The sequence below is a fragment of the Mycobacterium sp. Soil_C_30 genome (genome assembly GCF_057656995.1).
In genome coordinates this window covers 311,991-332,829 of sequence record NZ_JBDGJH010000004.1, presented here as the reverse complement: position 1 = coordinate 332,829, position 20,839 = coordinate 311,991, and the positions used below count along the sequence as shown (strand labels likewise).

The 20,839-nt window shown below is 67.6% G+C and carries 23 protein-coding genes; 13 read left to right on the top strand and 10 right to left on the bottom strand.

Annotated elements, in window-relative coordinates:
- The first annotated feature begins 36 nt into the window (after window positions 1-36).
- On the top strand, window positions 37-516 hold the full coding sequence (locus tag AC3A6P_RS09805) for a gamma-glutamylcyclotransferase family protein (protein ID WP_487691153.1): 480 nt from the start codon (window positions 37-39) through the stop codon (window positions 514-516).
- 108 nt (window positions 517-624) lie between these two features.
- Here AC3A6P_RS09805 and AC3A6P_RS09800 read toward each other — a convergent pair whose 3' ends face one another.
- Both AC3A6P_RS09800 and AC3A6P_RS09795 read right to left on the bottom strand, forming a co-directional pair.
- Window positions 625-1,794, bottom strand: a complete 1,170-nt coding sequence (locus tag AC3A6P_RS09800) for a M20 family metallopeptidase (protein WP_487691151.1) — start codon at window positions 1,792-1,794, stop codon at window positions 625-627.
- A 52-nt stretch (window positions 1,795-1,846) separates the two neighbouring features.
- Entirely contained in the window at window positions 1,847-3,028 is a 1,182-nt protein-coding gene (locus AC3A6P_RS09795; protein ID WP_487691150.1) for a M20 family metallopeptidase, read from the bottom strand.
- A gap of 67 nt (window positions 3,029-3,095) precedes the next feature.
- On the opposite strand from AC3A6P_RS09795, the gene AC3A6P_RS09790 reads away from it, so the two are divergent.
- The gene (locus AC3A6P_RS09790) at window positions 3,096-3,890 is read left to right on the top strand and encodes a purine-nucleoside phosphorylase (protein WP_487691148.1); all 795 of its coding nucleotides are present in this window, start codon (window positions 3,096-3,098) and stop codon (window positions 3,888-3,890) included.
- Here AC3A6P_RS09790 and AC3A6P_RS09785 read toward each other — a convergent pair.
- Entirely contained in the window at window positions 3,836-4,954 is a 1,119-nt protein-coding gene (locus AC3A6P_RS09785) for an AbrB family transcriptional regulator (protein ID WP_487691147.1), read from the bottom strand. The genes AC3A6P_RS09790 and AC3A6P_RS09785 overlap by 55 nt on opposite strands.
- Window positions 4,955-5,063: 109 nt before the next feature.
- Between AC3A6P_RS09785 and AC3A6P_RS09780 the strand changes: the two genes are divergently transcribed.
- Together AC3A6P_RS09780 and AC3A6P_RS09775 are read left to right on the top strand one after the other, a co-directional pair.
- Complete coding sequence (locus tag AC3A6P_RS09780) at window positions 5,064-5,510, top strand: MarR family winged helix-turn-helix transcriptional regulator (protein ID WP_487691455.1); 447 nt, start codon at window positions 5,064-5,066, stop codon at window positions 5,508-5,510.
- Window positions 5,393-6,988 carry a phospho-sugar mutase gene (locus AC3A6P_RS09775; protein WP_487691454.1) on the top strand — a complete coding sequence of 532 codons (1,596 nt, stop codon included), beginning with the start codon at window positions 5,393-5,395 and terminating at the stop codon, window positions 6,986-6,988. Before AC3A6P_RS09780 ends, AC3A6P_RS09775 begins: the two co-directional genes overlap by 118 nt.
- A gap of 16 nt (window positions 6,989-7,004) precedes the next feature.
- On the opposite strand, the gene AC3A6P_RS09770 is transcribed toward AC3A6P_RS09775, so the two are convergent.
- Window positions 7,005-7,550, bottom strand: coding sequence for a YdcF family protein (locus tag AC3A6P_RS09770; protein ID WP_487691145.1), 546 nt, complete (start codon window positions 7,548-7,550; stop codon window positions 7,005-7,007).
- The gene (gene upp, locus AC3A6P_RS09765) at window positions 7,551-8,174 is read right to left on the bottom strand and encodes a uracil phosphoribosyltransferase (protein ID WP_487691144.1); all 624 of its coding nucleotides are present in this window, start codon (window positions 8,172-8,174) and stop codon (window positions 7,551-7,553) included.
- 119 nt (window positions 8,175-8,293) lie between these two features.
- Between upp and satS the strand changes: the two genes are divergently transcribed.
- Window positions 8,294-9,577: a protein export chaperone SatS gene (gene satS / locus AC3A6P_RS09760; protein WP_487691142.1), complete on the top strand. Its 1,284-nt coding sequence runs from the start codon at window positions 8,294-8,296 to the stop codon at window positions 9,575-9,577.
- A 196-nt stretch (window positions 9,578-9,773) separates the two neighbouring features.
- Window positions 9,774-10,241 (top strand): peptidoglycan-binding domain-containing protein, encoded by a 468-nt coding sequence (locus AC3A6P_RS09755; protein ID WP_487691140.1) that lies wholly within the window; start codon window positions 9,774-9,776, stop codon window positions 10,239-10,241.
- Window positions 10,242-10,295: 54 nt separating this feature from the next.
- On the opposite strand, the gene AC3A6P_RS09750 is transcribed toward AC3A6P_RS09755, so the two are convergent.
- The 3 genes from AC3A6P_RS09750 to AC3A6P_RS09740 are packed head-to-tail and all read right to left on the bottom strand — an operon-like array spanning window position 10,296 to window position 13,071.
- On the bottom strand, window positions 10,296-11,381 hold the full coding sequence (locus AC3A6P_RS09750; RefSeq protein ID WP_487691138.1) for an adenosine deaminase: 1,086 nt from the start codon (window positions 11,379-11,381) through the stop codon (window positions 10,296-10,298).
- Window positions 11,378-12,664, bottom strand: a complete 1,287-nt coding sequence (locus AC3A6P_RS09745) for a thymidine phosphorylase (RefSeq protein WP_487691137.1) — start codon at window positions 12,662-12,664, stop codon at window positions 11,378-11,380. Before AC3A6P_RS09745 ends, AC3A6P_RS09750 begins: the two co-directional genes overlap by 4 nt.
- Window positions 12,661-13,071, bottom strand: coding sequence for a cytidine deaminase (locus AC3A6P_RS09740; RefSeq protein WP_487691135.1), 411 nt, complete (start codon window positions 13,069-13,071; stop codon window positions 12,661-12,663). The genes AC3A6P_RS09745 and AC3A6P_RS09740 overlap by 4 nt, the downstream gene beginning before the upstream one ends.
- Before the next feature lie 246 nt (window positions 13,072-13,317).
- Between AC3A6P_RS09740 and sdhC the strand changes: the two genes are divergently transcribed.
- From sdhC to AC3A6P_RS09715, 5 genes are all read left to right on the top strand, one after another.
- Entirely contained in the window at window positions 13,318-13,734 is a 417-nt protein-coding gene (gene sdhC, locus AC3A6P_RS09735; protein WP_487691133.1) for a succinate dehydrogenase, cytochrome b556 subunit, read from the top strand.
- The gene (locus AC3A6P_RS09730) at window positions 13,731-14,198 is read left to right on the top strand and encodes a succinate dehydrogenase hydrophobic membrane anchor subunit (RefSeq protein WP_487691131.1); all 468 of its coding nucleotides are present in this window, start codon (window positions 13,731-13,733) and stop codon (window positions 14,196-14,198) included. The genes sdhC and AC3A6P_RS09730 overlap by 4 nt, the downstream gene beginning before the upstream one ends.
- Window positions 14,199-14,203: 5 nt before the next feature.
- Window positions 14,204-15,958 carry a succinate dehydrogenase flavoprotein subunit gene (gene sdhA, locus AC3A6P_RS09725; RefSeq protein WP_487691129.1) on the top strand — a complete coding sequence of 585 codons (1,755 nt, stop codon included), beginning with the start codon at window positions 14,204-14,206 and terminating at the stop codon, window positions 15,956-15,958.
- Window positions 15,958-16,740: a succinate dehydrogenase iron-sulfur subunit gene (locus AC3A6P_RS09720; protein WP_487691127.1), complete on the top strand. Its 783-nt coding sequence runs from the start codon at window positions 15,958-15,960 to the stop codon at window positions 16,738-16,740. The genes sdhA and AC3A6P_RS09720 overlap by 1 nt, the downstream gene beginning before the upstream one ends.
- Window positions 16,741-16,865: 125 nt before the next feature.
- A complete protein-coding gene (locus tag AC3A6P_RS09715; RefSeq protein WP_487691125.1) occupies window positions 16,866-17,741 on the top strand; it encodes a type IV toxin-antitoxin system AbiEi family antitoxin in 876 nt (291 codons plus the stop codon).
- A gap of 57 nt (window positions 17,742-17,798) precedes the next feature.
- On the opposite strand, the gene AC3A6P_RS09710 is transcribed toward AC3A6P_RS09715, so the two are convergent.
- Entirely contained in the window at window positions 17,799-18,662 is an 864-nt protein-coding gene (locus AC3A6P_RS09710; protein WP_487691123.1) for an alpha/beta fold hydrolase, read from the bottom strand.
- Window positions 18,663-18,746: 84 nt separating this feature from the next.
- Here AC3A6P_RS09710 and AC3A6P_RS09705 point away from each other — a divergent pair, with 84 nt between their 5' ends.
- Window positions 18,747-19,247, top strand: a complete 501-nt coding sequence (locus tag AC3A6P_RS09705) for a CGNR zinc finger domain-containing protein (RefSeq protein ID WP_487691121.1) — start codon at window positions 18,747-18,749, stop codon at window positions 19,245-19,247.
- A 105-nt stretch (window positions 19,248-19,352) separates the two neighbouring features.
- The gene (locus AC3A6P_RS09700; protein ID WP_487691119.1) at window positions 19,353-19,931 is read left to right on the top strand and encodes a carboxymuconolactone decarboxylase family protein; all 579 of its coding nucleotides are present in this window, start codon (window positions 19,353-19,355) and stop codon (window positions 19,929-19,931) included.
- On the opposite strand, the gene AC3A6P_RS09695 is transcribed toward AC3A6P_RS09700, so the two are convergent.
- Window positions 19,888-20,805 (bottom strand): sigma-70 family RNA polymerase sigma factor, encoded by a 918-nt coding sequence (locus AC3A6P_RS09695; protein ID WP_487691117.1) that lies wholly within the window; start codon window positions 20,803-20,805, stop codon window positions 19,888-19,890. The genes AC3A6P_RS09700 and AC3A6P_RS09695 overlap by 44 nt on opposite strands.
- Window positions 20,806-20,839: the final 34 nt, after the last annotated feature.

Genomic DNA, 20,839 nt, shown 5'->3' with positions numbered 1-20,839 from the left:
CGGCGGGTGTGTGGGCTTTCTGACTAAGCTTTTCTGGTGCCGATCTACGCCGCCTACGGGTCGAACATGCATCCCGAGCAGATGTTGGAGCGGGCTCCGCACTCGCCGATGGCGGGCACCGGGTGGCTACATGGCTGGCGGCTGACGTTCGGCGGCGAGGACATCGGCTGGGAAGGCGCACTGGCGACCCTCGTCGAGGATCCGACGTCGAAGGTGTTCGTGGTGCTCTACGACATGACCAAGGAGGACGAGGAGACCCTCGACCGCTGGGAAGGGTCGGAGTTCGGTGTGCACAAGAAGATCCGTTGCCGCGTGCACCGCGAAACCTCGGACACCACAACCGATCCCGTGCTGGCATGGCTATACGTGCTGGACGCCTACGAGGGCGGCGTACCTTCGGCCCGCTACCTGGGCGTCATGGCCGACGCCGCCGAGATCGCCGGCGCGCCCGCCGACTATGTGCACGACCTGCGCACCCGTCCCGCCCGCAACATCGGGCCGGGCACCAGCGGCTGACCGGAGCCCGGCCCTCTCTCCCCCTCGTACCTCGGGCTCGTCGACCGGGCTGACCACTTGAGCCCGGCCCTCTCTCGCCCTCGTACCTCGGGCTCGTCGACCGGGCTGTCAGAACGCAGCGCTTTGCTCCACCAGGTTCACCATCGTCCGCACCCCGACGCCCAGCGCGCGCTCGTCGAGATCGAACGTGGGCTGGTGCAGATCGAGCTGAGGCCCCTCGCCGCTCCACACGCCTAGTCGCGCCATCGCGCCGGGCACCTCCTCGAGGTACCAGGAGAAGTCCTCGCCGCCGCCGGACTGTTGTGTGTCGGCCAGCACGTCGGGCCCGACGGCCTCGATGGCGTGCATCATGATCCGCGTCGAGACCTCTTCGTTGACCACCGGTGGCACACCGCGGTTGTACTGCAGCGAATGGGCAATGCCCAGCGGCGCCAGGAGTGACGAAACCGCTTCGGAGACAAGCCCTTCCAGGTCCAGCCAGGTCTTCCTGCTGGCGGTGCGCACGGTGCCCGACAACGTGCCGGACTGGGGAATCGCATTGGCCGCCACCCCGGCGTTCACCGCACCCCACACCATCACCGTGTTGTGTCTCGGGTCGACCCGCCGGGACAGGATTCCCGGCACACCGGTGATGAGCATGCCCAGCCCGTAGACCAAATCGTGGGTCAGGTGCGGGCGCGAGGTGTGCCCGCCGGGTGAGTGCAGGGTGATCTCGAGTGAATCGGCGGCCGAGGTGATGGGCCCGGGCGTGGTGGCCACGCGGCCGACTGCCAGCCGCGGATCACAGTGCAGCGCGAAGATGCGCGACACCGACGACAAGACCCCGGCCGAGATGGCGTCGATGGCGCCGCCCGGCATCAATTCCTCGGCAGCCTGGAACACCAACCGCACCGACACCGGCAGTTCCGGCACCGTGTTCAGCGCCAGCGCAGTTCCCAACAGAATCGCCGTGTGCGCGTCATGACCGCAGGCGTGGGCCACCCCGGGCACCGTCGACGAATACTCCGCGCCGGTGCGCTCGGCCATCGGCAGCGCGTCCATGTCGGCCCGCAAGGCGATCCGCTGGCGGTGCTCGGGACCGATATCGCACGTCAGCCCAGTACCGCCGGGCAGGATCTTCGGGTTCAGGCCGGCGTCGGCCAGCCGTTCCGCCACGAACTGGGTGGTGGCGAACTCCTGGCGGCCCAGCTCCGGGTGGCGGTGCAGGTGCCTGCGCCACCCGACCAGATCGTCGTAGTGCGACGCCAGCCAGGACTCGGTGTAGTCGGCCAAGCTCATGCGCGATCCGCTCCCGTGCTCGTCCCTCGCACACTCGCCACTCGCTGGAGACTCATGCGGACCGCCGCTCCTGCAGTTCCAGGACCCGGTCACGTTCGGTGCCGGACTCGGCCAACGCCACCACCGTGCGGGCGAGCATGATGGCCCCCTCGACGACGGCGGTGTCACCGCTGGGGCTCGCCGCGGCGGCGGTGAACCCCGGTTGGTGCACGCTGGCACCGCCGGCGTCCACCCCCACGACCGGGTGGATCCCGGGCATGACCTTGGTGACATTGCCCATATCGGTGCTGCCGAGAGGCAGCGATGCCTCCATCTCGGCCGGCAACGGTGTGCGACCCATCCGCAGCATCTCGGCGCGGAACGTCTCGGCCAGGAAATGGTCGGGCGTCAGCTCCTGATACATGGGTGAGGCTTCCTGCACGTCGTATTCACATCCTGTTGCTACCGCGCCGGCCTGGAAACAGCCGGCCACCTTGGCTTCGAGGGCTTGCAGCGCCGAGGTCTCGGTGGCGCGCAAGGTGTACCGCAACGCCGCCCGAGCCGGAATGACATTGGGCACCTTGCCGCCTTCGGTGACGATGCCGTGCATCATCTGCCCCGGCGTCAGATGCTGGCGCAGCAGGCCGATGGCCACCTGCGTCACCGTCACCGCATCGGCGGCATTCACACCCAGATACGGCGCGACCGCCGCGTGGGACTCGCGCCCCCGGTACGTCACGAACACCTCCGAGAGCGCCAGCGACCGCGCGGCGGCGATGTCGATGGGGCCGGGGTGCAACATGACCGTCGCGGCGATGTCGTCGAACACACCCTCTTTGAGCAGCAGCACCTTGCCGCCCCCGGCCTCCTCGGCCGGGGTGCCGACCAGCACCACGGTCAGGCCCATGTCGTCTGCGACCTCGGCCAGCGCCAACGCCGTGCCCACGGCCGACGCGGCGATGATGTTGTGCCCGCACGCATGCCCGATCTCGGGCAGCGCGTCGTACTCGGCGCACACGCCGACCACCAGCGGGCCACTGCCGAACGAGGCGCGGAAGGCGGTGTCGATACCGCCGACGGCCGGGCTGATCTCGAAACCGCGCTCGGCAACCAGAGCCTGGGTCTTGGCGCAGCTGCGGTGTTCCTGGAACGCCAGCTCCGGCTCGGCGTGGATCGAGTGGGACAGCGCCACCAGGTCGTCGCGGCGACGACGAATGACGTCGTCCACAGTCGAGGACGCGGCAACACCGGGCATCACAGCAGTATCGCACCGACGCGGGTGTGAGCTCTCCCGGCGTTGGTGGTCACTAGGCTCATGCGACGTGACCGATCCCAGCCTGCGCGCCCATGAAGCCGCCCGCGCCATCGCCGAGCGCACCGGCGTCGGCCGTCACGACGTCGCCGTCGTCCTGGGATCGGGGTGGGCGCCGGCGGTCAAGGTGCTGGGTGAACCGACGGCCGTGCTGCCGATGGACGAACTACCCGGCTTCACCACACCGACGGCGGCCGGCCACGGCGGTCAGGTGCTCTCGGTTCCGCTGGGACAGCACCGGGTGCTGGTCCTGGTGGGGCGCATCCACGCCTATGAGGGCCACGACCTCTCCGACGTGGTGCACCCGGTGCGCACGGCGTGTGCGGCCGGCGCCGACACCGTGGTGCTGACCAATGCGGCCGGCGGGCTACGCGAGGACTTCGCCGTGGGCCAGCCGGTGCTGATCAGCGACCACCTGAACTTGACGGCGCGCTCGCCGCTGGTCGGCGCGCAGTTCGTCGATCTGGTGGATGCCTACTCCCCGGCGCTGCGCGCGCTGGCCCGCGAGATCGACCCGTCACTGACCGAAGGTGTCTACGCGGGGCTACCCGGCCCGCACTACGAGACACCGGCCGAGATCCGGATGCTGCGCACGCTGGGTGCCGACCTGGTGGGGATGTCCACTGTCCACGAGACCATCGCCGCACGGGCGGCGGGCGCCCGGGTGCTGGCGGTGTCGCTGGTGACCAATCTGGCGGCGGGTATGACCGGTGAACCGCTGAGTCACGCCGAGGTGCTCGAGGCGGGCCGTCAGTCCGCGACCGCGATGGGTTCCCTGCTGTCCTCGGTGATCTCCCGGCTCTGACGCCGGCCGCCGATGCGCTCGGTGAGCTTGACCAGCCCGCGCGCCATCAGCGGCGCGGCGAAGAGCATGACCAGCACCCGCAGCACCTGGGCCGCGACGATGAAGGTGACGTCGGATCCGGTTTCCACGGCGGTGGCCAGCACGGCGTAGATACCGCCGGGGCTCGTCGCCAGGTAACCCTCCAGTGGCGTCATCCCGGTGACGTGTGACAGCAGCACACCCAGGCCGGCGGTGGCGACGGTCAGCGCGGCGATCAAGCCCAGCGCCAACGGCATCGCGCGGCCCACGGCGCGCAGCGAGTCCCGGGTGAAGGCGACCCCGGCCTGCCAGCCGATCAGTACGTAACCGACCTGCACCAGCATCTGTGGCACCGACAGCCCGAAGCTGAAACCGGTGACCTCCAGGACCACGGTGACGGCCATGGGGCCCAGCAGGCCGGCGCCGGGCAGATGAACCAGCTTGCCGAGCACCACCCCCACCACGGAGATGGCGATGATCAGTCCGAGGCTGAGATACCACGGCGCTGAAGCGGTTTCGGTCACCACGGTGGGGTGGGAGAAGTCGGGATGGAAGATGAACAGCACCACGACCGGCATGGTGGCGGTCACCAGGCCGACCCGGAGGTACTGCACCACGGCGACCACGCGGTCGTCGCCGCCGAGTTCACGGGCGATCGCCACCAGACCGGACGCGCCGCCGGCCACCAGGGCCAGTGCACCGGTGAGTGGGGTGATGTCGCGCCGCAACCCCAGCAGCGCGCCGGCGATGACGCTGATCGCCAGCGTGGCGACCACCACGGTGATCACGATCGGCCAGTGCGGCCCGAGGGCGCCCAGCGAATCCTGGTTCACCATGGTGCCGATGTAGACGCCGAGGACGGCCTGGGCGGCGTGGCCGGCGCGGCGTGGCACGGCCTTGGGGGCCAGCGAGCACAGCGCTAGCACGATGCCGACGACCAGAGCGGCGAACAGGGCGGCCGAGGGGACGCCCGCGAAGGTCAGTGCGACGGTGACGGCGACGGTGACAGCTGCCAGAAGTGCCCACTTGCCGACCGTCTTCACCATTCGCTGCTGCCTCCTCACCGATTATTGACAAGTATGCGCTTGCTTTTATTTCGAATCAATCCAGTGTGTTGCACTTCTCTTCCCATTATTGCCAAGGTATACCTTGGTAATGCCTCGAAACACCGCCTCAGCCACCGAACTTCGCGAGTCGGTGATGGCCCTCGCCCGTCAGATGCGCCGGCACCGCCCGGACAACGGGCTCACGCTGAGCCAGCTCGAGATCCTGGGCGACACCAGCCGGTCAGGGGTGACTACCCCCGCAGAGATCGCCGCACGCCTTCAGGTGCGGGTGCAATCGCTGACCGACAGCATCAACGAACTCGAGTCCCGCGCCCTGGTGTCACGCCGTCCCGATCCGGCCGACCGCCGCCGCCAGCTCATCGAGATCACTCCCCAGGGGACGCAGCTGCTGCAGGACGACCGCGCGCAGCGCGACACCTGGCTGCAGACCGCCATGCGCGACAGCCTCACCGAGCTCGAGTTCGATCTGCTGATGATCGTGGCCCCGGTGCTGCGCAAGCTGGCCGACGGCGAGACGGCACAATCGGCATCATGATCACCTTCGGCACGGCCGGGCTGCGCGGACCCATGGGCGACGGTCCCGACGGCATGAACGTCGAGAACGTCACCCGGGCCACATGGGCGGTGGCCAAGGTGCTCACCGACCGGTGCCTGGGCGGCTCGACGGTGGTCGTCGGACGTGACGCGCGGCACCAGTCCGACGACTTCGCTCTGGCCACCGCGGAAGTGTTTGCCGCAGCCGGGTTTTCGGTGGTGCTGCTCCCGGACGCGCTGCCCACCCCGGTGGTGGCGTTCGCGGTGCGCCGGCTGGGCGCCGCGGCAGGCGTCCAGATCACCGCATCGCACAACCCGGCCGGCGACAACGGTTACAAGGTGTACTTCGACGGTGGGGTGCAGATCGTCTCCCCCACAGACCGCGAGATCGAGGCCGCGATGCGGGCGGCTCCCGACCTCATCCGCCGCGAAGCGGTGCAGCCCAGCGACACCGACCTGGTGGAGCACTACCTCGACCGGGCGGCGAGCGTGCGTCGCGGCGACGCCTCGGTGCGGGTGGCGCTGACCCCGTTGCACGGGGTGGGCGGCACCGTGGCGCTGGAGGCGCTGCGCCGGGCCGGCTTCACCGACGTCCACACCGTGGAAGCACAGTTCTGGCCGGATCCCGATTTCCCGACGGTCACGTTCCCCAACCCGGAGGAGCCGGGAGCCACCGACGCGCTGTTGGAGCTGGCCGTCGAGGTCGACGCCGACGTTGCGATCGCGTTGGATCCCGACGCCGACCGGTGCGCGGTGGGTATCCCCACCGACTCCGGGTGGCGAATGCTCTCGGGTGACGAAACCGGTTGGCTGTTGGGCGATTACATTCTGTCCGAACCGTCCGAGGGTGCGCTGGTGGCCAGCACGGTGGTGTCCTCACGCCTGTTGGCCCGGATCGCCGAGGCCCACGGCGCCCGCCATGTGGAGACGCTCACCGGGTTCAAGTGGTTGGGACGCGCCGATGCCGACCTGCCCGGCCACACCCTGGTGTACGCGTACGAGGAGGCCATCGGACACTGCGTCGACCCGGCCGCGGTGCGCGACAAAGACGGTGTGAGTGCGGCCGTACTGGTCTGCGATCTGGTGGCGGCAGTCAAATCGCAGGGCCGCTCACTCACCGAGTCCCTGGACGCTCTTGCCCTCCGGCACGGCGTGCACCTGACCGCGGCGGTCACCGAACGCGTCCCCGACACCGCGGCGCTGATGCAGCGCGTACGCGCCGAACCGCCCACCCGCGTGGCCGGGATCGACGTCACCGTGGCAGACCTGCTGGACCGCCGCGGCCCGCAGCGCACCGATGCCCTGCTGCTGACCGGTGAAGCGGTGCGGGTGGCGATCCGCCCGTCGGGAACCGAACCCAAGATCAAGGGCTACATCGAGATCGCCTTGCCGCCCACCGACGACCTCGCGGCAGCGCGTGGCCGGGCGCAGGAGCTGATGGCCGCCGTCGTCGCCGACATCAGCGCCCTGCTCGGCTGAGTACGCGAACCGGGCCTCAGCAGCCCAGGACCGTCGCCTTGACCATCGCGGCGTACTGGTAGGCGTAGGTATGGGCCCAGCCGATGACATTCAGGTCGTAGGTCCGCGGGACGGGCCGCATGGTCAGCTCACCGTCGAAACACTTCTCGAAGATGTAGCGGGCCCGCACCATGTGGTAGTTCCACGACACCACGATCACGTGCTTCCAGCCGTGTTCGCGCGCAAGTTTTGCGGTGAACATCGCTTCGCCGCGGGTGGTCCACGGGTGGGGGACGAAGCAGACCACCGTGATGGTGGCGGTCCCGGATGCGCACGCCCGTTGGATCATCGGGTCGTTCTCGCCGTAGTCGTTGGACACCACCACCGTGTCGGCGTAACCCTGGCGGGCCAGTTCGAAGCCGTAGTCGATGCGACCGTCCTTGTCACCGCCGAGCACCACGATCGCGTCGGCCTTGCTCAGCTGGTCCACCTGGGGTCGGGTGAACAGCATGTAGCCACCCACTCCGGCGGCCGCGACAACGACCAGCGCGGTGGCCGTCAGCCAGATCAGGAGCCGCCGCACTCAGCGTGGACCGAATTGGCGGTCACCGGCATCACCGAGTCCCGGCACGATGTAGGCGACGTCGTTGAGCCCGTCGTCGATGGTGGCGGTGAACAGCCGCGCCTCCGGTGCGGCGGCTTCCACCGCGGCGATGCCCTCCGGCGCCACCACCACGCAGATCATGGTGATGTCGACCGCGCCGCGCGCCTTCAGCAGGCCCAGCGTGTGGGCCATGGAGCCGCCGGTGGCCAGCATCGGATCCAGCACGATCACCGGTTGTGTGCTCAGATCGTCGGGCAGTGACTCCAGGTAGGGCGTCGGGCGGTGGGTCTCCTCGTTGCGCGCCACGCCCACGAAGCCGACCTTCGCCTCGGGAATGAGCGCGTGTGCCTGGTCCACCATGCCGAGGCCCGCGCGCAGCACCGGAACCAGCAGCGGCGGCACGGCCAGCCGGTGACCGGTGGTGTCCACCAGCGGGGTGCGCACGTTGATCTCGACCCGGGCAGCGTCTCGGGTCGCTTCGTAAACGAGCATCAGCGTCAGGTCGCGCAACGCGGCCCGGAATCCGGCGTTGTCGGTGCGCTCATCCCGCAGCGTGGTCAGCCGGGCAGCGGCCAAGGGGTGATCGACAACGCAGACATCCATACGCAGACCCTAGAACCCCTCGGCCGAGCGTGCGCGCCCCCGGCCGACACGCCGCGCCCGGAGGTGGTTTGCGCACGCGCGTGGTGGGGCGCTCAGGGCACGTCGTTATCCTGTGCCGCATGGCTGCTGAGCTTGTGCCGATCAGACTCACTTTGACCAAGGGCGACTTCTACACCGTGTGGGCGCCGCGCTGGCGCGACGCCGGCGACGAGTGGGAGGCGCTGCTGGGTAAAGACGAAGATCTGTACGGGTTCGCCAGCGCCGCCGACCTGGTGGCGTTCGTGCGCGGCGGCGACGAGAACGACCTGTCCGACCACCCGGCGTGGGGGCAATTGCTCGAGGCCTCGGCGCACAAGCTGGATCCCAGCGAGGACCGGCAGTTCGATCTGATCGCCGTCGAAGAGTTGCTGGCCGACAAGCCCACCGAGGAGTCGGTGGCCACCCTGGCCCGCACGCTGGCCATCGTCTCGTCCATCGGATCGGTGTGCGAGCTGCCGGCGGTGACAAAGTTCTTCAACGGCAACCCGACGCTGAGCACTGTCAACGGCGGTGTCGACGAGTTCAGCGGCAAAGCCGGACTCAAGCGCTGGAACAACATCGCCGCGATCGTCGGGCGCAACTGGGACGGCATCATCGCCGCGATCGACGACATCATCACCACCCCTGCGGTGGACGAGAAGCTGTCGGCGAAGGCCGCTGAGGAATTGGCCGAACCCGCCCCCGAGGAGCCGGAGGACGATGTTGTCGCCGTTGAGGACGACGACGACCTGATCGAGGACGACGGCGTCGCCGACGACGATGAGGACGAGGCGCTGGCCGACCAAGCCGAGAGCGCCGGTGGTGTGCTGGGCGGCACCGACGACTTCTGGGCCAGGGTCGGGATCGACCCGGTGCAGATGATGACCAGCTCGGGCACCTTCTACACGCTGCGCTGCTACTTCGACGACCGGCCGCTGTTCCTCGGCCGCAACGGCCGCATCAGCGTGTTCTCGTCCGAGCGTGCGCTGGCCCGCTACCTGGCCGACGAGCACGACCACGACCTGTCGGATCTGAGCACCTACGACGACATCCGCACCGCCGCCACCGATGGCTCGCTCGACGTCGACGTCACCGATGAGAACGTCTATGTGCTCGCGGGTCTGGCCGAGGAATTGGCCGAAGGCCCCGACGGGATCGACCGGGATCAGCTCGCGCTGGCCGTTGAACTGCTGCAGGACGTGGGCGACTACTCCGAAGACGACACCGTCGACCGGACCTTGACCGCCGATTCTGCGCTGGGCAAGTTCGTCGCCTACGTCAGCGATCCCGACGCCAACGACCGCCCCGCCGCCCCCCACGCCAAGGCGGTCGCGGAGTTCGAGAAGCTGGAGCGGTTCCTGGAGTCGCGCCTGCGCCGCGAGTGATCCCCGCGCAGCGCCCGTGCGATCTCCCGCGAGCGCGCGTGTCTGTACGTCGCACAGGGGCGTGTCGCGTACAAATACGCGCGCTGGCGCGTACCTGAAACCTGGCTTCGGGTAGTGCTTTACGCTGTTGTGCCCCCTGGTCGCGGGACGAGCATTCCGAGTGTCCGACAAACACACTCATCCAAGGAGTGCGATCATGAGCGATCCGATCATCAAGCTGGGTTCCACCGGCGAGGCCGTCAAGAAGGCCCAGCGTGAACTCATCTACCGGTATTACCTTCCCGACGGCACCGATGACGGCATCTTCGGCCCCGTCACGCGGAACCGAGTACTGCGCTACCAACTCGACCGAAGCGTCGGTGAGTACAGCGCCTACTCGTTCCCGCTGGAGGTCGACGGCATCGTCGGTCCCCAGACGTGGGCGCGGCTGGCACCGCCGACCGTCAAGGAAGGCTCGACCGGCAACGCGGTCTATCTGGCGCAGGAGATTCTGAAGAACTTCAAGTACCCGCCGTACGACCCGGGTCCCATCGATGGTGTCTTCGGCCCGCTGACCAAGGCCGCTGTCGAGAAGTTCCAGACCGACTTCCTCGACTACTACGGCAACCAGCTCAAAGTCGACGGAATCATCGGGCCGGTCACCTGGCGCGCCCTGTGGAGCTGATGTCAGCGGTTTCGGCGCGTTCGTAACCGCTCAGCGGTTACGAACGCGCCGAAATCACCCGATGAGGACGGCGAAGCGCGGCTTGATGATCTCGTCGATGATGGCCAGCCGCTGGTCGAACGGGATGAACGCCGACTTCATCGCATTGATGGTGAACCGCTCCAGGTCACTCCAGCCGTAGCCGAACGCCTCCACCAGGCGCAGCATCTCCTGGCTCATGGTGGTGTCGCTCATCAGCCGGTTGTCGGTGTTGACGGTGACCCGGAACCGCAGCCGGGCCAGCTTGTCGAACGGATGCTCGGCGATGCTGTCGACGGCCCCCGTCTGCACGTTCGAACTCGGGCACAGTTCCAGCGGGATGCGCTTGTCACGCACGATCCCCGCGACGCGGCCCAGCCGGGCGGCACCGTCGGGTGAAAGCTCGATGTCGTCGACGATCCGCACCCCGTGCCCGAGCCGGTCGGCGCCGCAGAACGCGATGGCCTCGTGGATCGACGGCAGACCGAACGCCTCGCCGGCGTGAATGGTGAAGCGTCCGTTGTTGTTCCGCATGTATTCGAACGCATCCAGATGCCGGGTGGGAGGGTAGCCGGCTTCGGCGCCGGCGATGTCGAAGCCCACCACGCCCTTGTCGCGGAACCGGATCGCCAACTCCGCGATCTCCCGTGAGCGCGCGGCGTGGCGCATGGCCGTCACCAGGCAGCGCACCGTGATGGTCTTGCCGTCGGCTCCGGCGGCCTTCTCCCCGTCGGCGAACCCGGCCAGCACCGCGTCGACCACGGCGTCCAGCGACAGCCCCTCGTCGATGTGCAGTTCCGGGGCGAAGCGGACCTCGGCGTACACCACCGAATCGGCAGCCAGATCCTCCACACACTCGTAGGCCACCCGGTGCAGCGACTCAGGAGTCTGCATGACGGCCACGGTGTGCGCGAACGGCTCCAGGTAGCGCACCAGCGACCCGGAATGGGCTGCGGTGCGGAAGAACTCCGCCAACCCGTCGATGTCGGTGGCGGGCAGCTCGTCGTAACCGATCTCGGAGGCGATCTCCAGCACGGTCGACGGCCGCAGGCCACCGTCGAGGTGATCGTGCAGCAGCGCCTTCGGCGCCTGCCTGATGTTGTCGAGCGTCAGTGGAGTCATGACTCAATCCGATCGATGAGGAGGGGACGTGACGCCGGCGCCTGGTCCTGCACACTCCAGGCGCCGTCGAGTTCAGCCAGCGACGCGCTGAACCGTTCGGGAGTGTCGGTGAACAAGGTGAACAACGGGTCACCCGGGGCGACGGGCTCGCCGGGACGGCGGTGAATCTGCAGCCCGGCGCCGGCTTGCACCTGCTCACCCGGGGCCGCGCGGCCCGCTCCGAGCCGCCACACCGCCATACCCACCGCCAATGCATCGATGTCCCCCATTGTGCCGCCTCGGGGTGCGGTGACGGTCTCGGAATGCGCGGCTTGCGGCAACGGCGCGGTCGCGTCGCCGCCCTGGGCGGCGACGATTGCGCGGAAGCTGTCCATGGCGGTTCCGTCGCGCAGGGTGTCGGCCGGATCGCGGCCGTCGAGACCGACGGCGGCGAGCATCTCCCGCGCCAACGCCAGCGTCAGCTCCACCACGTCCGCGGGCCCGCCGCCGGCCAGCACCTCCACGGACTCGGCGACCTCCACCGCGTTGCCCACCGCGCGGCCCAACGGGCAGGCCATGTCGGTCAGCAGCGCCCGGGTCGGGACGCCGTGCGCGGCGCCCAGCGCGACCATGGTGCGCGCCAACTCCCAGGACTCCTCGCGCTTCTTCAGGAACGCCCCCGAGCCCACTTTGACATCGAGCACCAGCGCGTCGGCTCCCTCGGCGAGCTTCTTGCTCATGATCGAGCTCGCGATCAGCGGCAGCGACTCGGTGGTGGCGGTGACATCGCGCAGCGCGTAGATCTTGCGGTCGGCCGGCGCCAGATCGCCGGCGGCGAAGATCGCCGCACCGACCTCACACAGCTGTTGGCGCACTTGGCCTTTGCTGATCTCGGCGGTGAAACCGGGGATGGCCTCCAGCTTGTCCAGGGTGCCGCCGGTGTGGCCGAGCCCGCGGCCGGCGGCCTGCGGGACCGCGGCGCCACATGCGGCGACGATCGGCACCAGCGGGATGGTGATCTTGTCGCCGACTCCGCCGGTGGAGTGTTTGTCGACGAGCCGCAGACCCAGATCGGAGAAGTCGAGCCGCTCCCCCGAGGCGATCATCGCCGCTGTCCACCGTGCGATCTCCTCGCGATCCATTCCGCGCAGGAAGATCGCCATCAGCAGCGCCGCCATCTGCTCGTCGCCGACGCGGGAGTGGGTGTAGGCGTCGATCACCCAGTCGATGGCGTCGCCGGAGAGCCGGCCGCCGTCGCGCTTGGTGCGGATGACGGTCGGAGCGTCGAATGTGAACTGGGTCACTGCCTTTGGCCTCCGCGGGTGAGATCGTCGGGCCCGAATGCGTCGGGCAGCAGTTCGGCCAGCCGCTTCGGGCCGGCCGGGTGGCCGATCAACAGCTCGGCCCCGCCGTGTTCGAACAGCACCTGCCGGCACCGTCCGCAGGGCATCAGGAGTTCGCCGTCGGCGGCCACACAGGCCAGCGCGATCAGCCGTCCGCCACCGCTGGAATGCAGGGCGCAGGCCACAGAACACTCCGCGCAGAGACCCAGGCCATATGAGACATTCTCCACATTGCATCCGGAGACAATTCGCCCATCGTCGACTAGCGCGGCCGCCCCGACCGGAAAACCCGAGTACGGCGCATAAGCCCGCTTCGATGCCTCAATTGCCTTGTCCTGCAGGACATTCCAGTCAATTTCAGTGCTCATCGAGCCCGCCGGCGATTCTCTCTGAATGCATTCACCACACCCCTGTCCTGACCAGGCTATTTAGCAAGGCCACCCTAACTTTGGCGTCACATGCATACCCGGCATCGATTCGGCAATTAGTTGGTTACTACAAATGGGATTAGAGTCCACCCGACGGTTGCCCGAAGCAACAATTGGGAATCGAACACCGCCACGTTGGGGCGCGACGCGCGGCCCCGGCGTCCACCGATGGCGTTGGAGGCGCTGATGAGTACAGCGGCACCGGCACAGCCTGCCAAGCAGGAGAAGCCACGCCGGCGCACCCTGTATCGGGGCGATCCAGGAATGTGGTCCTGGGTCTTGCACCGCATCACGGGTGCAACCATTTTCTTCTTTCTTTTCGTGCACGTGCTCGACACCGCACTGGTCCGGGTCAGCCCCGAGGCCTACAACGCCGTCATCGAGACCTACAAGACGCCGATCATCGGCCTCATGGAGGTCGGCCTGGTGGCCGCGGTGCTGTTCCACGCACTCAACGGCATCCGGGTGATCCTGGTGGACTTCTGGTCGGAGGGACCCCGGCATCAGAAGAAGATGCTGCTGGGCGTCGCGGTGATCTGGTTGTTGGTAATGGTGCCCGCCCTCGTGGTGCTGGGCATGCACATGGCGGAGCGATTCCTATGAGCGCACCTGAACAGTCCCGTGAACGGCCGATCGCGCCGATCCTGGAGAAGAGCTTCGATCGTCCGGCCGGGCTGGACAACCCCCGCGCGCCCCGGCGCCGCGGCGGCATGCCGAACTTCGAGAAGTACGCGTGGTTGTTCATGCGGTTCTCGGGGATCGTGCTGGTGTTCCTGGCGCTGGGCCACCTGTTCATCATGCTGATCTGGGATAACGGCGTCTACCGCATCGACTTCAACTACGTCGCGCAGCGCTGGGCATCGCCGTTCTGGCAGACCTGGGACCTGCTGCTGCTGTGGCTCGCGCAGCTGCACGGCGGCAACGGGATGCGCACCATCATCGCCGACTACAGCCGCAAGGACTCGACGCGTTTCTGGCTGAACACCCTGCTGGCGCTGTCGATGATCTTCACGCTGGTACTCGGCACCTACGTGCTGCTGACGTTCGACGCGAACATCGGGGGTTGAGAGCAATGATCCAAGAACATCGCTACGACGTCGTGATCGTCGGCGCCGGTGGCGCCGGTATGCGCGCCGCCGTCGAGGCGGGCCCCCGGGCCCGCACCGCGGTGCTGACCAAGCTGTACCCCACCCGGTCGCACACCGGCGCGGCCCAGGGCGGTATGTGCGCCGCCCTGGCCAATGTCGAAGAGGACAACTGGGAGTGGCACACCTTCGACACCGTCAAGGGTGGCGACTACCTGGCTGACCAGGATGCCGTCGAGATCATGGCCAAAGAGGCCATCGACGCGGTGCTCGACCTGGAGAAGATGGGGATGCCGTTCAACCGCACCCCGGAAGGCCGCATCGACCAGCGTCGCTTCGGCGGTCACACCCGTGATCACGGCAAGGCCCCGGTGCGCCGGGCCTGTTACGCCGCCGACCGCACCGGCCACATGATCCTGCAGACGCTGTACCAAAACTGCGTCAAACACGACGTCGAGTTCTTCAACGAGTTCTACGCCCTCGACATCACCCTGACCGACACGCCCAACGGTCCGGTGGCCACCGGTGTCGTCGCCTACGAACTCGCGACGGGCGACATCCACGTCTTCCACGCCAAGGCCATCGTCTTCGCCACCGGCGGCTCGGGCCGGATGTACAAGACCACCTCCAACGCGCACACCCTTACCGGCGACGGCCTGGGCATCATCTTCCGCAAGGGGCTTCCCCTGGAGGACATGGAGTTCCACCAGTTCCACCCGACCGGCCTGGCCGGTCTCGGCATCCTGATCTCCGAGGCCGTGCGCGGTGAGGGTGGACGTCTGCTCAACGCCGACGGTGAGCGCTTCATGGAGCGCTACGCCCCGACGATCGTCGACCTGGCACCGCGCGACATCGTGGCGCGGTCGATGGTGCTCGAGGTACTCGAAGGCCGCGGCGCGGGCCCCAACAAGGATTACGTCTACATCGACGTGCGCCACCTGGGTGCCGACGTGCTCGAGGCCAAGCTGCCCGACATCACCGAGTTCGCCCGCACGTACCTCGGCGTGGACCCGGTCACCGAACTGGTGCCCGTCTACCCCACCTGCCACTACGTGATGGGCGGCATTCCGACCACGATCACCGGCCAGGTGCTGCGCGACAACGACAACATCATCCCGGGCCTGTTCGCCGCCGGCGAGTGCGCGTGTGTCTCGGTACACGGCGCCAACCGGCTGGGCACCAACTCGCTGCTGGACATCAACGTGTTCGGCCGCCGTGCGGGTATCGCCGCTGCCGAGTACGCCGCCAAGCACGATTTCGTGGAACTGCCGCCGGCCCCCGCGTCGATGGTCGTCGACTGGGTGGGTGACATCCTCTCGGAGCACGGCCACGAGCGCGTCGCCGACATCCGCGGCGAGCTGCAGCAGTCGATGGACAACAACGCCGCGGTGTTCCGCACCGAGGAGACGCTCAAGCAGGCGCTGACCGACATCCATGCCCTCAAGGAGCGCTACTCCCGAATCACCGTGCACGACAAGGGGAAGCGCTACAACAGCGATCTCCTGGAGGCCATCGAGCTGGGCTTCCTGCTCGAGCTGGCCGAGGTCACCGTCGTGGGCGCGCTGAACCGCAAGGAATCTCGTGGCGGACACGCGCGCGAGGATTACCCGAACCGTGACGACACCAACTACATGCGCCACACGATGGCCTACAAAGAGGGTTCTGACCTGTTGAGTGACATCCGGTTGGACTACAAGCCCGTGGTCCAGACCCGGTACGAGCCGATGGAACGGAAGTACTGATGACTGCTGTTCTGGACAAGCCCGAAGCCGGCGATTCGCCTCTGCCCCCCATCCCCGACGAAGCGGTGATGGTGACATTGAAGATCGCCCGTTTCAACCCCGAAAACCCGGACGCCGCAGGCTTTCAGAGCTTCCGGGTGCCCTGCCTGCCCACCGACCGGCTGCTGAACCTGCTGACCTACGTGAAGAGCTACCTCGACGGCACCTTCACGTTCCGCCGGTCCTGTGCCCACGGTGTGTGCGGCTCGGATGCCATGCGCATCAACGGTGTGAACCGGTTGGCGTGCAAGGTGCTGATGCGCGACATGCTGCCGAAGAAGGCCGGCAAGCAGCTGACCATCACCATCGAGCCGATCCGCGGCCTGCCCGTGGAGAAGGACCTCGTGGTGAACATGGAGCCGTTCTTCGACGCCTACCGCGCGGTGAAGCCGTTCCTGATCACCTCCGGCAACCCGCCCACCCGTGAGCGGATCCAGAGCCAGACCGACCGCGCCCGCTACGACGACACCACCAAGTGCATCCTGTGCGCCTGCTGCACCACCAGCTGCCCGGTGTTCTGGACCGAGGGTTCGTACTTCGGCCCGGCGGCGATCGTCAACGCGCACCGGTTCATCTTCGACTCGCGTGACGAGGCCGCCGCGGAGCGGCTCGACATCCTCAACGAGGTGGACGGGGTGTGGCGCTGCCGGACCACGTTCAACTGCACCGAGTCCTGCCCGCGTGGTATCGAGGTCACCAAGGCGATCCAGGAAGTCAAGCGCGCGTTGATGTTCGCCCGCTGAGTTCTTTCGCGCGAGCGCGCGTGTTTGTACGGGAACACTCCGTGTTCCGTGTACAAACCCGCGCGCTCGTTGCTCTATCCACAGGGTGACTTTCCGAGTTTCGGGTATCGCCCGACGATCCCGAGGTGCTCAGCGACCTCTTCGACGCCCAGGGCGGCGTAGCGACCTCGGGGCAGATTTTGCGCGTGCTCAGCCGTCGCGCCATGCAGTCAGCGCTGGACAGCGGCGAGCTGTGGAAGGTCTGGCCCGGCGTCTACAGCCCGGATGAACCGGACCCCCTCATCAGGCTGAGCGGTCTGGACTTGCGGGCCGGCGAGCCGGTGGCCATATGTCTCGGAACCGCCGCGGCAGCATACGGTTTCGACACCCAGGACGTGATGGATCTCCACGTGCTCAATCCGGCGGGCCAGCTGCTGCGCGACAGTGACGGCCTGGTGGTGCACCGCCGCGAGGGCGCACCGCTGACTGTTGTCGACGGCCGGCCGGCCACCACCGCCGCATGGACCGCCGTCGAAGTGGCCCGTAGTCTGCACCGACCCCGCGCTCTCGCCACACTCGATGCCGCATTGCGCAGCGGCACCTGCACTCCGACGGCGCTGACTCTGGCCGCCGCGCGCCAGAAGGGCAGGCGCGGGATAGTTCAGGTGCGCGAACTGATACCGCTGGCCCGACCCGAAGCGGAGTCTCCGATGGAAAGCGAAGCGCGTCTGGCGATGCGCGACTGCGGCGTACCTGATCCCGAGCTGCAGTACCAGATCGTCGACCGGGACGGACGGCTCTGGCGGGTGGACTTCGCCTGGCCGGAGTTCGCGGTGGCAGTCGAGTACGACGGGTACGACTGGCACTCCGAGCCCGACGACTTCGCAAGAGATCGCCAGAAGCGGGCCGCGTTGATCGAAGTCGGATGGTCGGTCTTGTCGATCGTGGCCGATGACGTCCGCCAGGCCAAGTGGGCGATGGCCCGCCGCATCAAAGGCCAGTTGGTCCGCGCTGCTGCGTGAGCGCGCGCGTTGGTACGCCGGGCACGGAGTGTCGGCGGACAAACACGCGCGTTCGCCCTAGGAGAGGCGGCGGGTCAGGAAGTCGCGGATCAAGGCGACGACCTCAGCCAGATGGCTCTCGAGCAGGAAGTGGCCACCGTCGACCAAGTGGATCTCGGGGTCGACGGCGTCCTCGGCGAATGCCCGGGCACCGTCCGGACCGAAGAACGGGTCCTTGTCACCCCACACCGCGAGCACGGGAACTCTGCTGTCGCGCAGGTATTCGTGCAGCGACGGGTAGAGCTTGGGATTGGTGGCGTAGTCGAGGAACAGCTTGAGCTGGATCTCGGTGTTGCCGGGGCGCGACAGCAGTGCGAAGTCGTGATGCCAGGTGTCGGGGCTGATCAGGCTCTCGTCGGGAACACCCGCGGTGTACTGGAACTTGGTGGCGTCGAAACTGAGGAACTCGGTGAGCGCCTTGGTGGTCTCGGGGGTCTGCTCGCGTTGGTAATCCCACACCGTCTGCCAACCGTCCGTGACGAACCCGGCGTCGTAGCCGTTGCCGTTCTGCGTGATGATCGCCGTGACGGCCTGCGGGTCGCGCAGCGCCAGGCGCCATCCCACGGGCGCACCGTAGTCCTGCACATACATCGAATACCGACTGATCCCAAGGCTTTTCAGTAGATCGGCCGTCAGGTCGGCCAGCGCGTCGAAGGTGTAGTCGAATTCGTCGACCGAGGGCGCATCCGAATACCCGAACCCCAGGTAGTCGGGTGCGATCACGTGATACCGGTCGGACAACTCCGGGATCAAGTGGCGGAACATGAACGAGCTGGTGGGGAAACCGTGCAACAGGACGATGACCGGCGCGTCGGGGTCACCGGCCTCACGGTAGAAGAGCTGACGTCCGGCGACGGTGGCGTAGCGATGATGGACGGACATATCTAACTCCTAAAATTATTTTTGGCGGTTACCCCATGGAACACTAGATCAGGTAACCTGTCAACAGGACTTTGGAGGTTAGACATGGATGTGGTTGCCGCCGGCGCCGACGACGAGGTGCTGCTGCTGGATCTGCTCAATACGACGCCGGTCATCGATGGCACCCCCACCGACGGACTGGCCGTTTTCGACACTGCCGCGCACTGGATGACCGACCACGCCATCTCAGCCACCGAGCAGGAGTGGACCGCGCTGCTCCAGGCCCGGGCAGTCCTTCAGGCGATCGTCCGGGGCGACCAGCCGCCGTCGGCCCTGCAGCCCATTGTGGCTGCAGCTCAGTTGGTTCCGACGGCCTCCGAACGCGGCATCGACTGGCAGCTGACCTCGCCGACGGGCGCCGTGCGCGCGGCGCTGGCGTGGGACCGCCTGCGAATCACCAGTCCCGGGCGGATCCGGCCCTGCGCCAACACCGAGTGCCGCCTGTTCCTGATCGACCGCAGCAAGCCGAACACCGCGCGCTGGTGCTCGATGGCAGTGTGCGGCAACCGCATGAAAGCGCGCCGGCATCACAGCCGCAAGTCTTGACGAGCGCACGCTTTTGTACGGAAATGGCCGCGTGTTGACGTACAGACACGCGCGGTCGGCCGAGAGGGATTGTCACACTATCGGGGGCTGGCTCGTCTTGAGTGCATGACCACTTCACGCATCGCACCGGTGCCACCCGACAACGCTCCGCTGCTGACCCGCCTGCTCTACCGCTACGCAAAACGCCGCTTCGGCGCCGTCCCCGAACCCTTCGCCGTCTACGCTCACCATCGCAAGCTCCTGCTCGCGGGCGGGATGCACGAGGGCATGCTCGAGCGCGCCTCCACCACCCTGCCCGCCAACATCCGCGAGCTTGCCGTGTTCTGGACCGCCCGCACGGTCGGCTGCTCGTGGTGTGTGGACTTCGGCTCCATGCTGATGCGACTCGACGGTCTGGACATGGACCGACTGACGCACATCGACGAGTACCGCACCTCGGAGCTGTTCACCGATGACGAGCGCGCGGCCATCGCCTACGCCGACGCCATGACCACCGACGTGCACACCGTCACCGACGAGCAGGTCGCCGATCTCCGGCGACGGTTCGGCGACGCCGGCGTGATCGAGCTGACCTACCAGATCGGCGTGGAGAACATGCGGGCGCGCATGAACAGCGCACTGGGCATCACCGAGCAGGGGTTCAGTTCGGGCGACGCGTGCCGGGTGCCATGGGAGACCCGGTGAACTTGTCCGGATTGGCGACGTCCCAGACCGCGCTGACCTTTCCGTCCACCACCGTGAGCGCGATGATGTGCGGCTGCATGGCCGGGAACCCATCCCCCTCCGGTTTGCCTGGTGTGTAGACGCCCAGGTCTCCGTTGACGGCCGCCAAGCGGCTGGACGTCACGAAGCCCGGACCGTACCGGTGCGCCAACCCGAACAGGAAACGAGCCACCTTGTCCGGCCCGCGGATCACCTGAACAGCGGTGGGTGCACGGCGGTTGGAGTCGCCGGTGAACGTCACCTCGGGATGCAGGAGTGCGACGACGGCAGCCAGGTCACCGCGGGCCATCGCAGCCAGGAGAAGCCCGACCACCTCGTCGTGCTCGTCGGCGCGTGGCGGCGCCGGGGCGTCCGCCACGAGACGCCGCGCGCGTGACGCGAGTTGACGCGCGGCGGCCGCGCTAGCACCGAGCACTTCGGCGATCTCCGAGAACGGCATCCCGAACCCGTCGTGCAGGACGAACGCCACCCGCTGATCGGCGCTGAGCCGTTCGAGCACCACCATCGCGGCGAAGCGGGCGTCCTCGTCGGCCACCACCGCCTCCAACGGATCCGACCCTGCCGCCGTCACCACTGGTTCCGGGAGCCAGTGACCCGCATAGGTTTCGCGCCGGTGCGCCGCAGACCGCAGCCGGTCCAGGCTGAGCCGGCTGACCACCGTCGTCAACCACGCCCGTGGATCGGCGACGTGCTCGTCGGAACGGTCCCAGCGCAGCCACGCATCCTGCACCGCATCCTCAGCGTCGGCAAACGTTCCGGTGAGCCGATACGCGACCGCGAGCAGGTGTGGTCGCAGCGCCTGAAACAGGTCTGCCCGAGCGGCTGCCGACGTCACGAAACCGAGCGTAACCTCGCACCCGAAGGTCGTG

What these genes read in the sequence shown, in the direction of transcription:
- AC3A6P_RS09730 (WP_487691131.1), top strand. Translation starts at nt 13,731, where the DNA reads ATGAGCGCACCTGAACAGTCCCGTGAACGGCCGATCGCGCCGATCCTG.
- AC3A6P_RS09800 (WP_487691151.1), bottom strand. Translation starts at nt 1,794, where the DNA reads ATGAGCTTGGCCGACTACACCGAGTCCTGGCTGGCGTCGCACTACGAC.
- AC3A6P_RS09780 (WP_487691455.1), top strand. Translation starts at nt 5,064, where the DNA reads ATGCCTCGAAACACCGCCTCAGCCACCGAACTTCGCGAGTCGGTGATG.
- AC3A6P_RS09700 (WP_487691119.1), top strand. Translation starts at nt 19,353, where the DNA reads ATGACCACTTCACGCATCGCACCGGTGCCACCCGACAACGCTCCGCTG.
- AC3A6P_RS09755 (WP_487691140.1), top strand. Translation starts at nt 9,774, where the DNA reads ATGAGCGATCCGATCATCAAGCTGGGTTCCACCGGCGAGGCCGTCAAG.
- AC3A6P_RS09710 (WP_487691123.1), bottom strand. Translation starts at nt 18,662, where the DNA reads ATGTCCGTCCATCATCGCTACGCCACCGTCGCCGGACGTCAGCTCTTC.
- AC3A6P_RS09795 (WP_487691150.1), bottom strand. Translation starts at nt 3,028, where the DNA reads ATGCCCGGTGTTGCCGCGTCCTCGACTGTGGACGACGTCATTCGTCGT.
- sdhA (WP_487691129.1), top strand. Translation starts at nt 14,204, where the DNA reads ATGATCCAAGAACATCGCTACGACGTCGTGATCGTCGGCGCCGGTGGC.
- AC3A6P_RS09720 (WP_487691127.1), top strand. Translation starts at nt 15,958, where the DNA reads ATGACTGCTGTTCTGGACAAGCCCGAAGCCGGCGATTCGCCTCTGCCC.
- AC3A6P_RS09705 (WP_487691121.1), top strand. Translation starts at nt 18,747, where the DNA reads ATGGATGTGGTTGCCGCCGGCGCCGACGACGAGGTGCTGCTGCTGGAT.
- sdhC (WP_487691133.1), top strand. Translation starts at nt 13,318, where the DNA reads ATGAGTACAGCGGCACCGGCACAGCCTGCCAAGCAGGAGAAGCCACGC.
- AC3A6P_RS09785 (WP_487691147.1), bottom strand. Translation starts at nt 4,954, where the DNA reads ATGGTGAAGACGGTCGGCAAGTGGGCACTTCTGGCAGCTGTCACCGTC.
- satS (WP_487691142.1), top strand. Translation starts at nt 8,294, where the DNA reads ATGGCTGCTGAGCTTGTGCCGATCAGACTCACTTTGACCAAGGGCGAC.
- AC3A6P_RS09740 (WP_487691135.1), bottom strand. Translation starts at nt 13,071, where the DNA reads ATGAGCACTGAAATTGACTGGAATGTCCTGCAGGACAAGGCAATTGAG.
- AC3A6P_RS09750 (WP_487691138.1), bottom strand. Translation starts at nt 11,381, where the DNA reads ATGACTCCACTGACGCTCGACAACATCAGGCAGGCGCCGAAGGCGCTG.
- upp (WP_487691144.1), bottom strand. Translation starts at nt 8,174, where the DNA reads ATGGATGTCTGCGTTGTCGATCACCCCTTGGCCGCTGCCCGGCTGACC.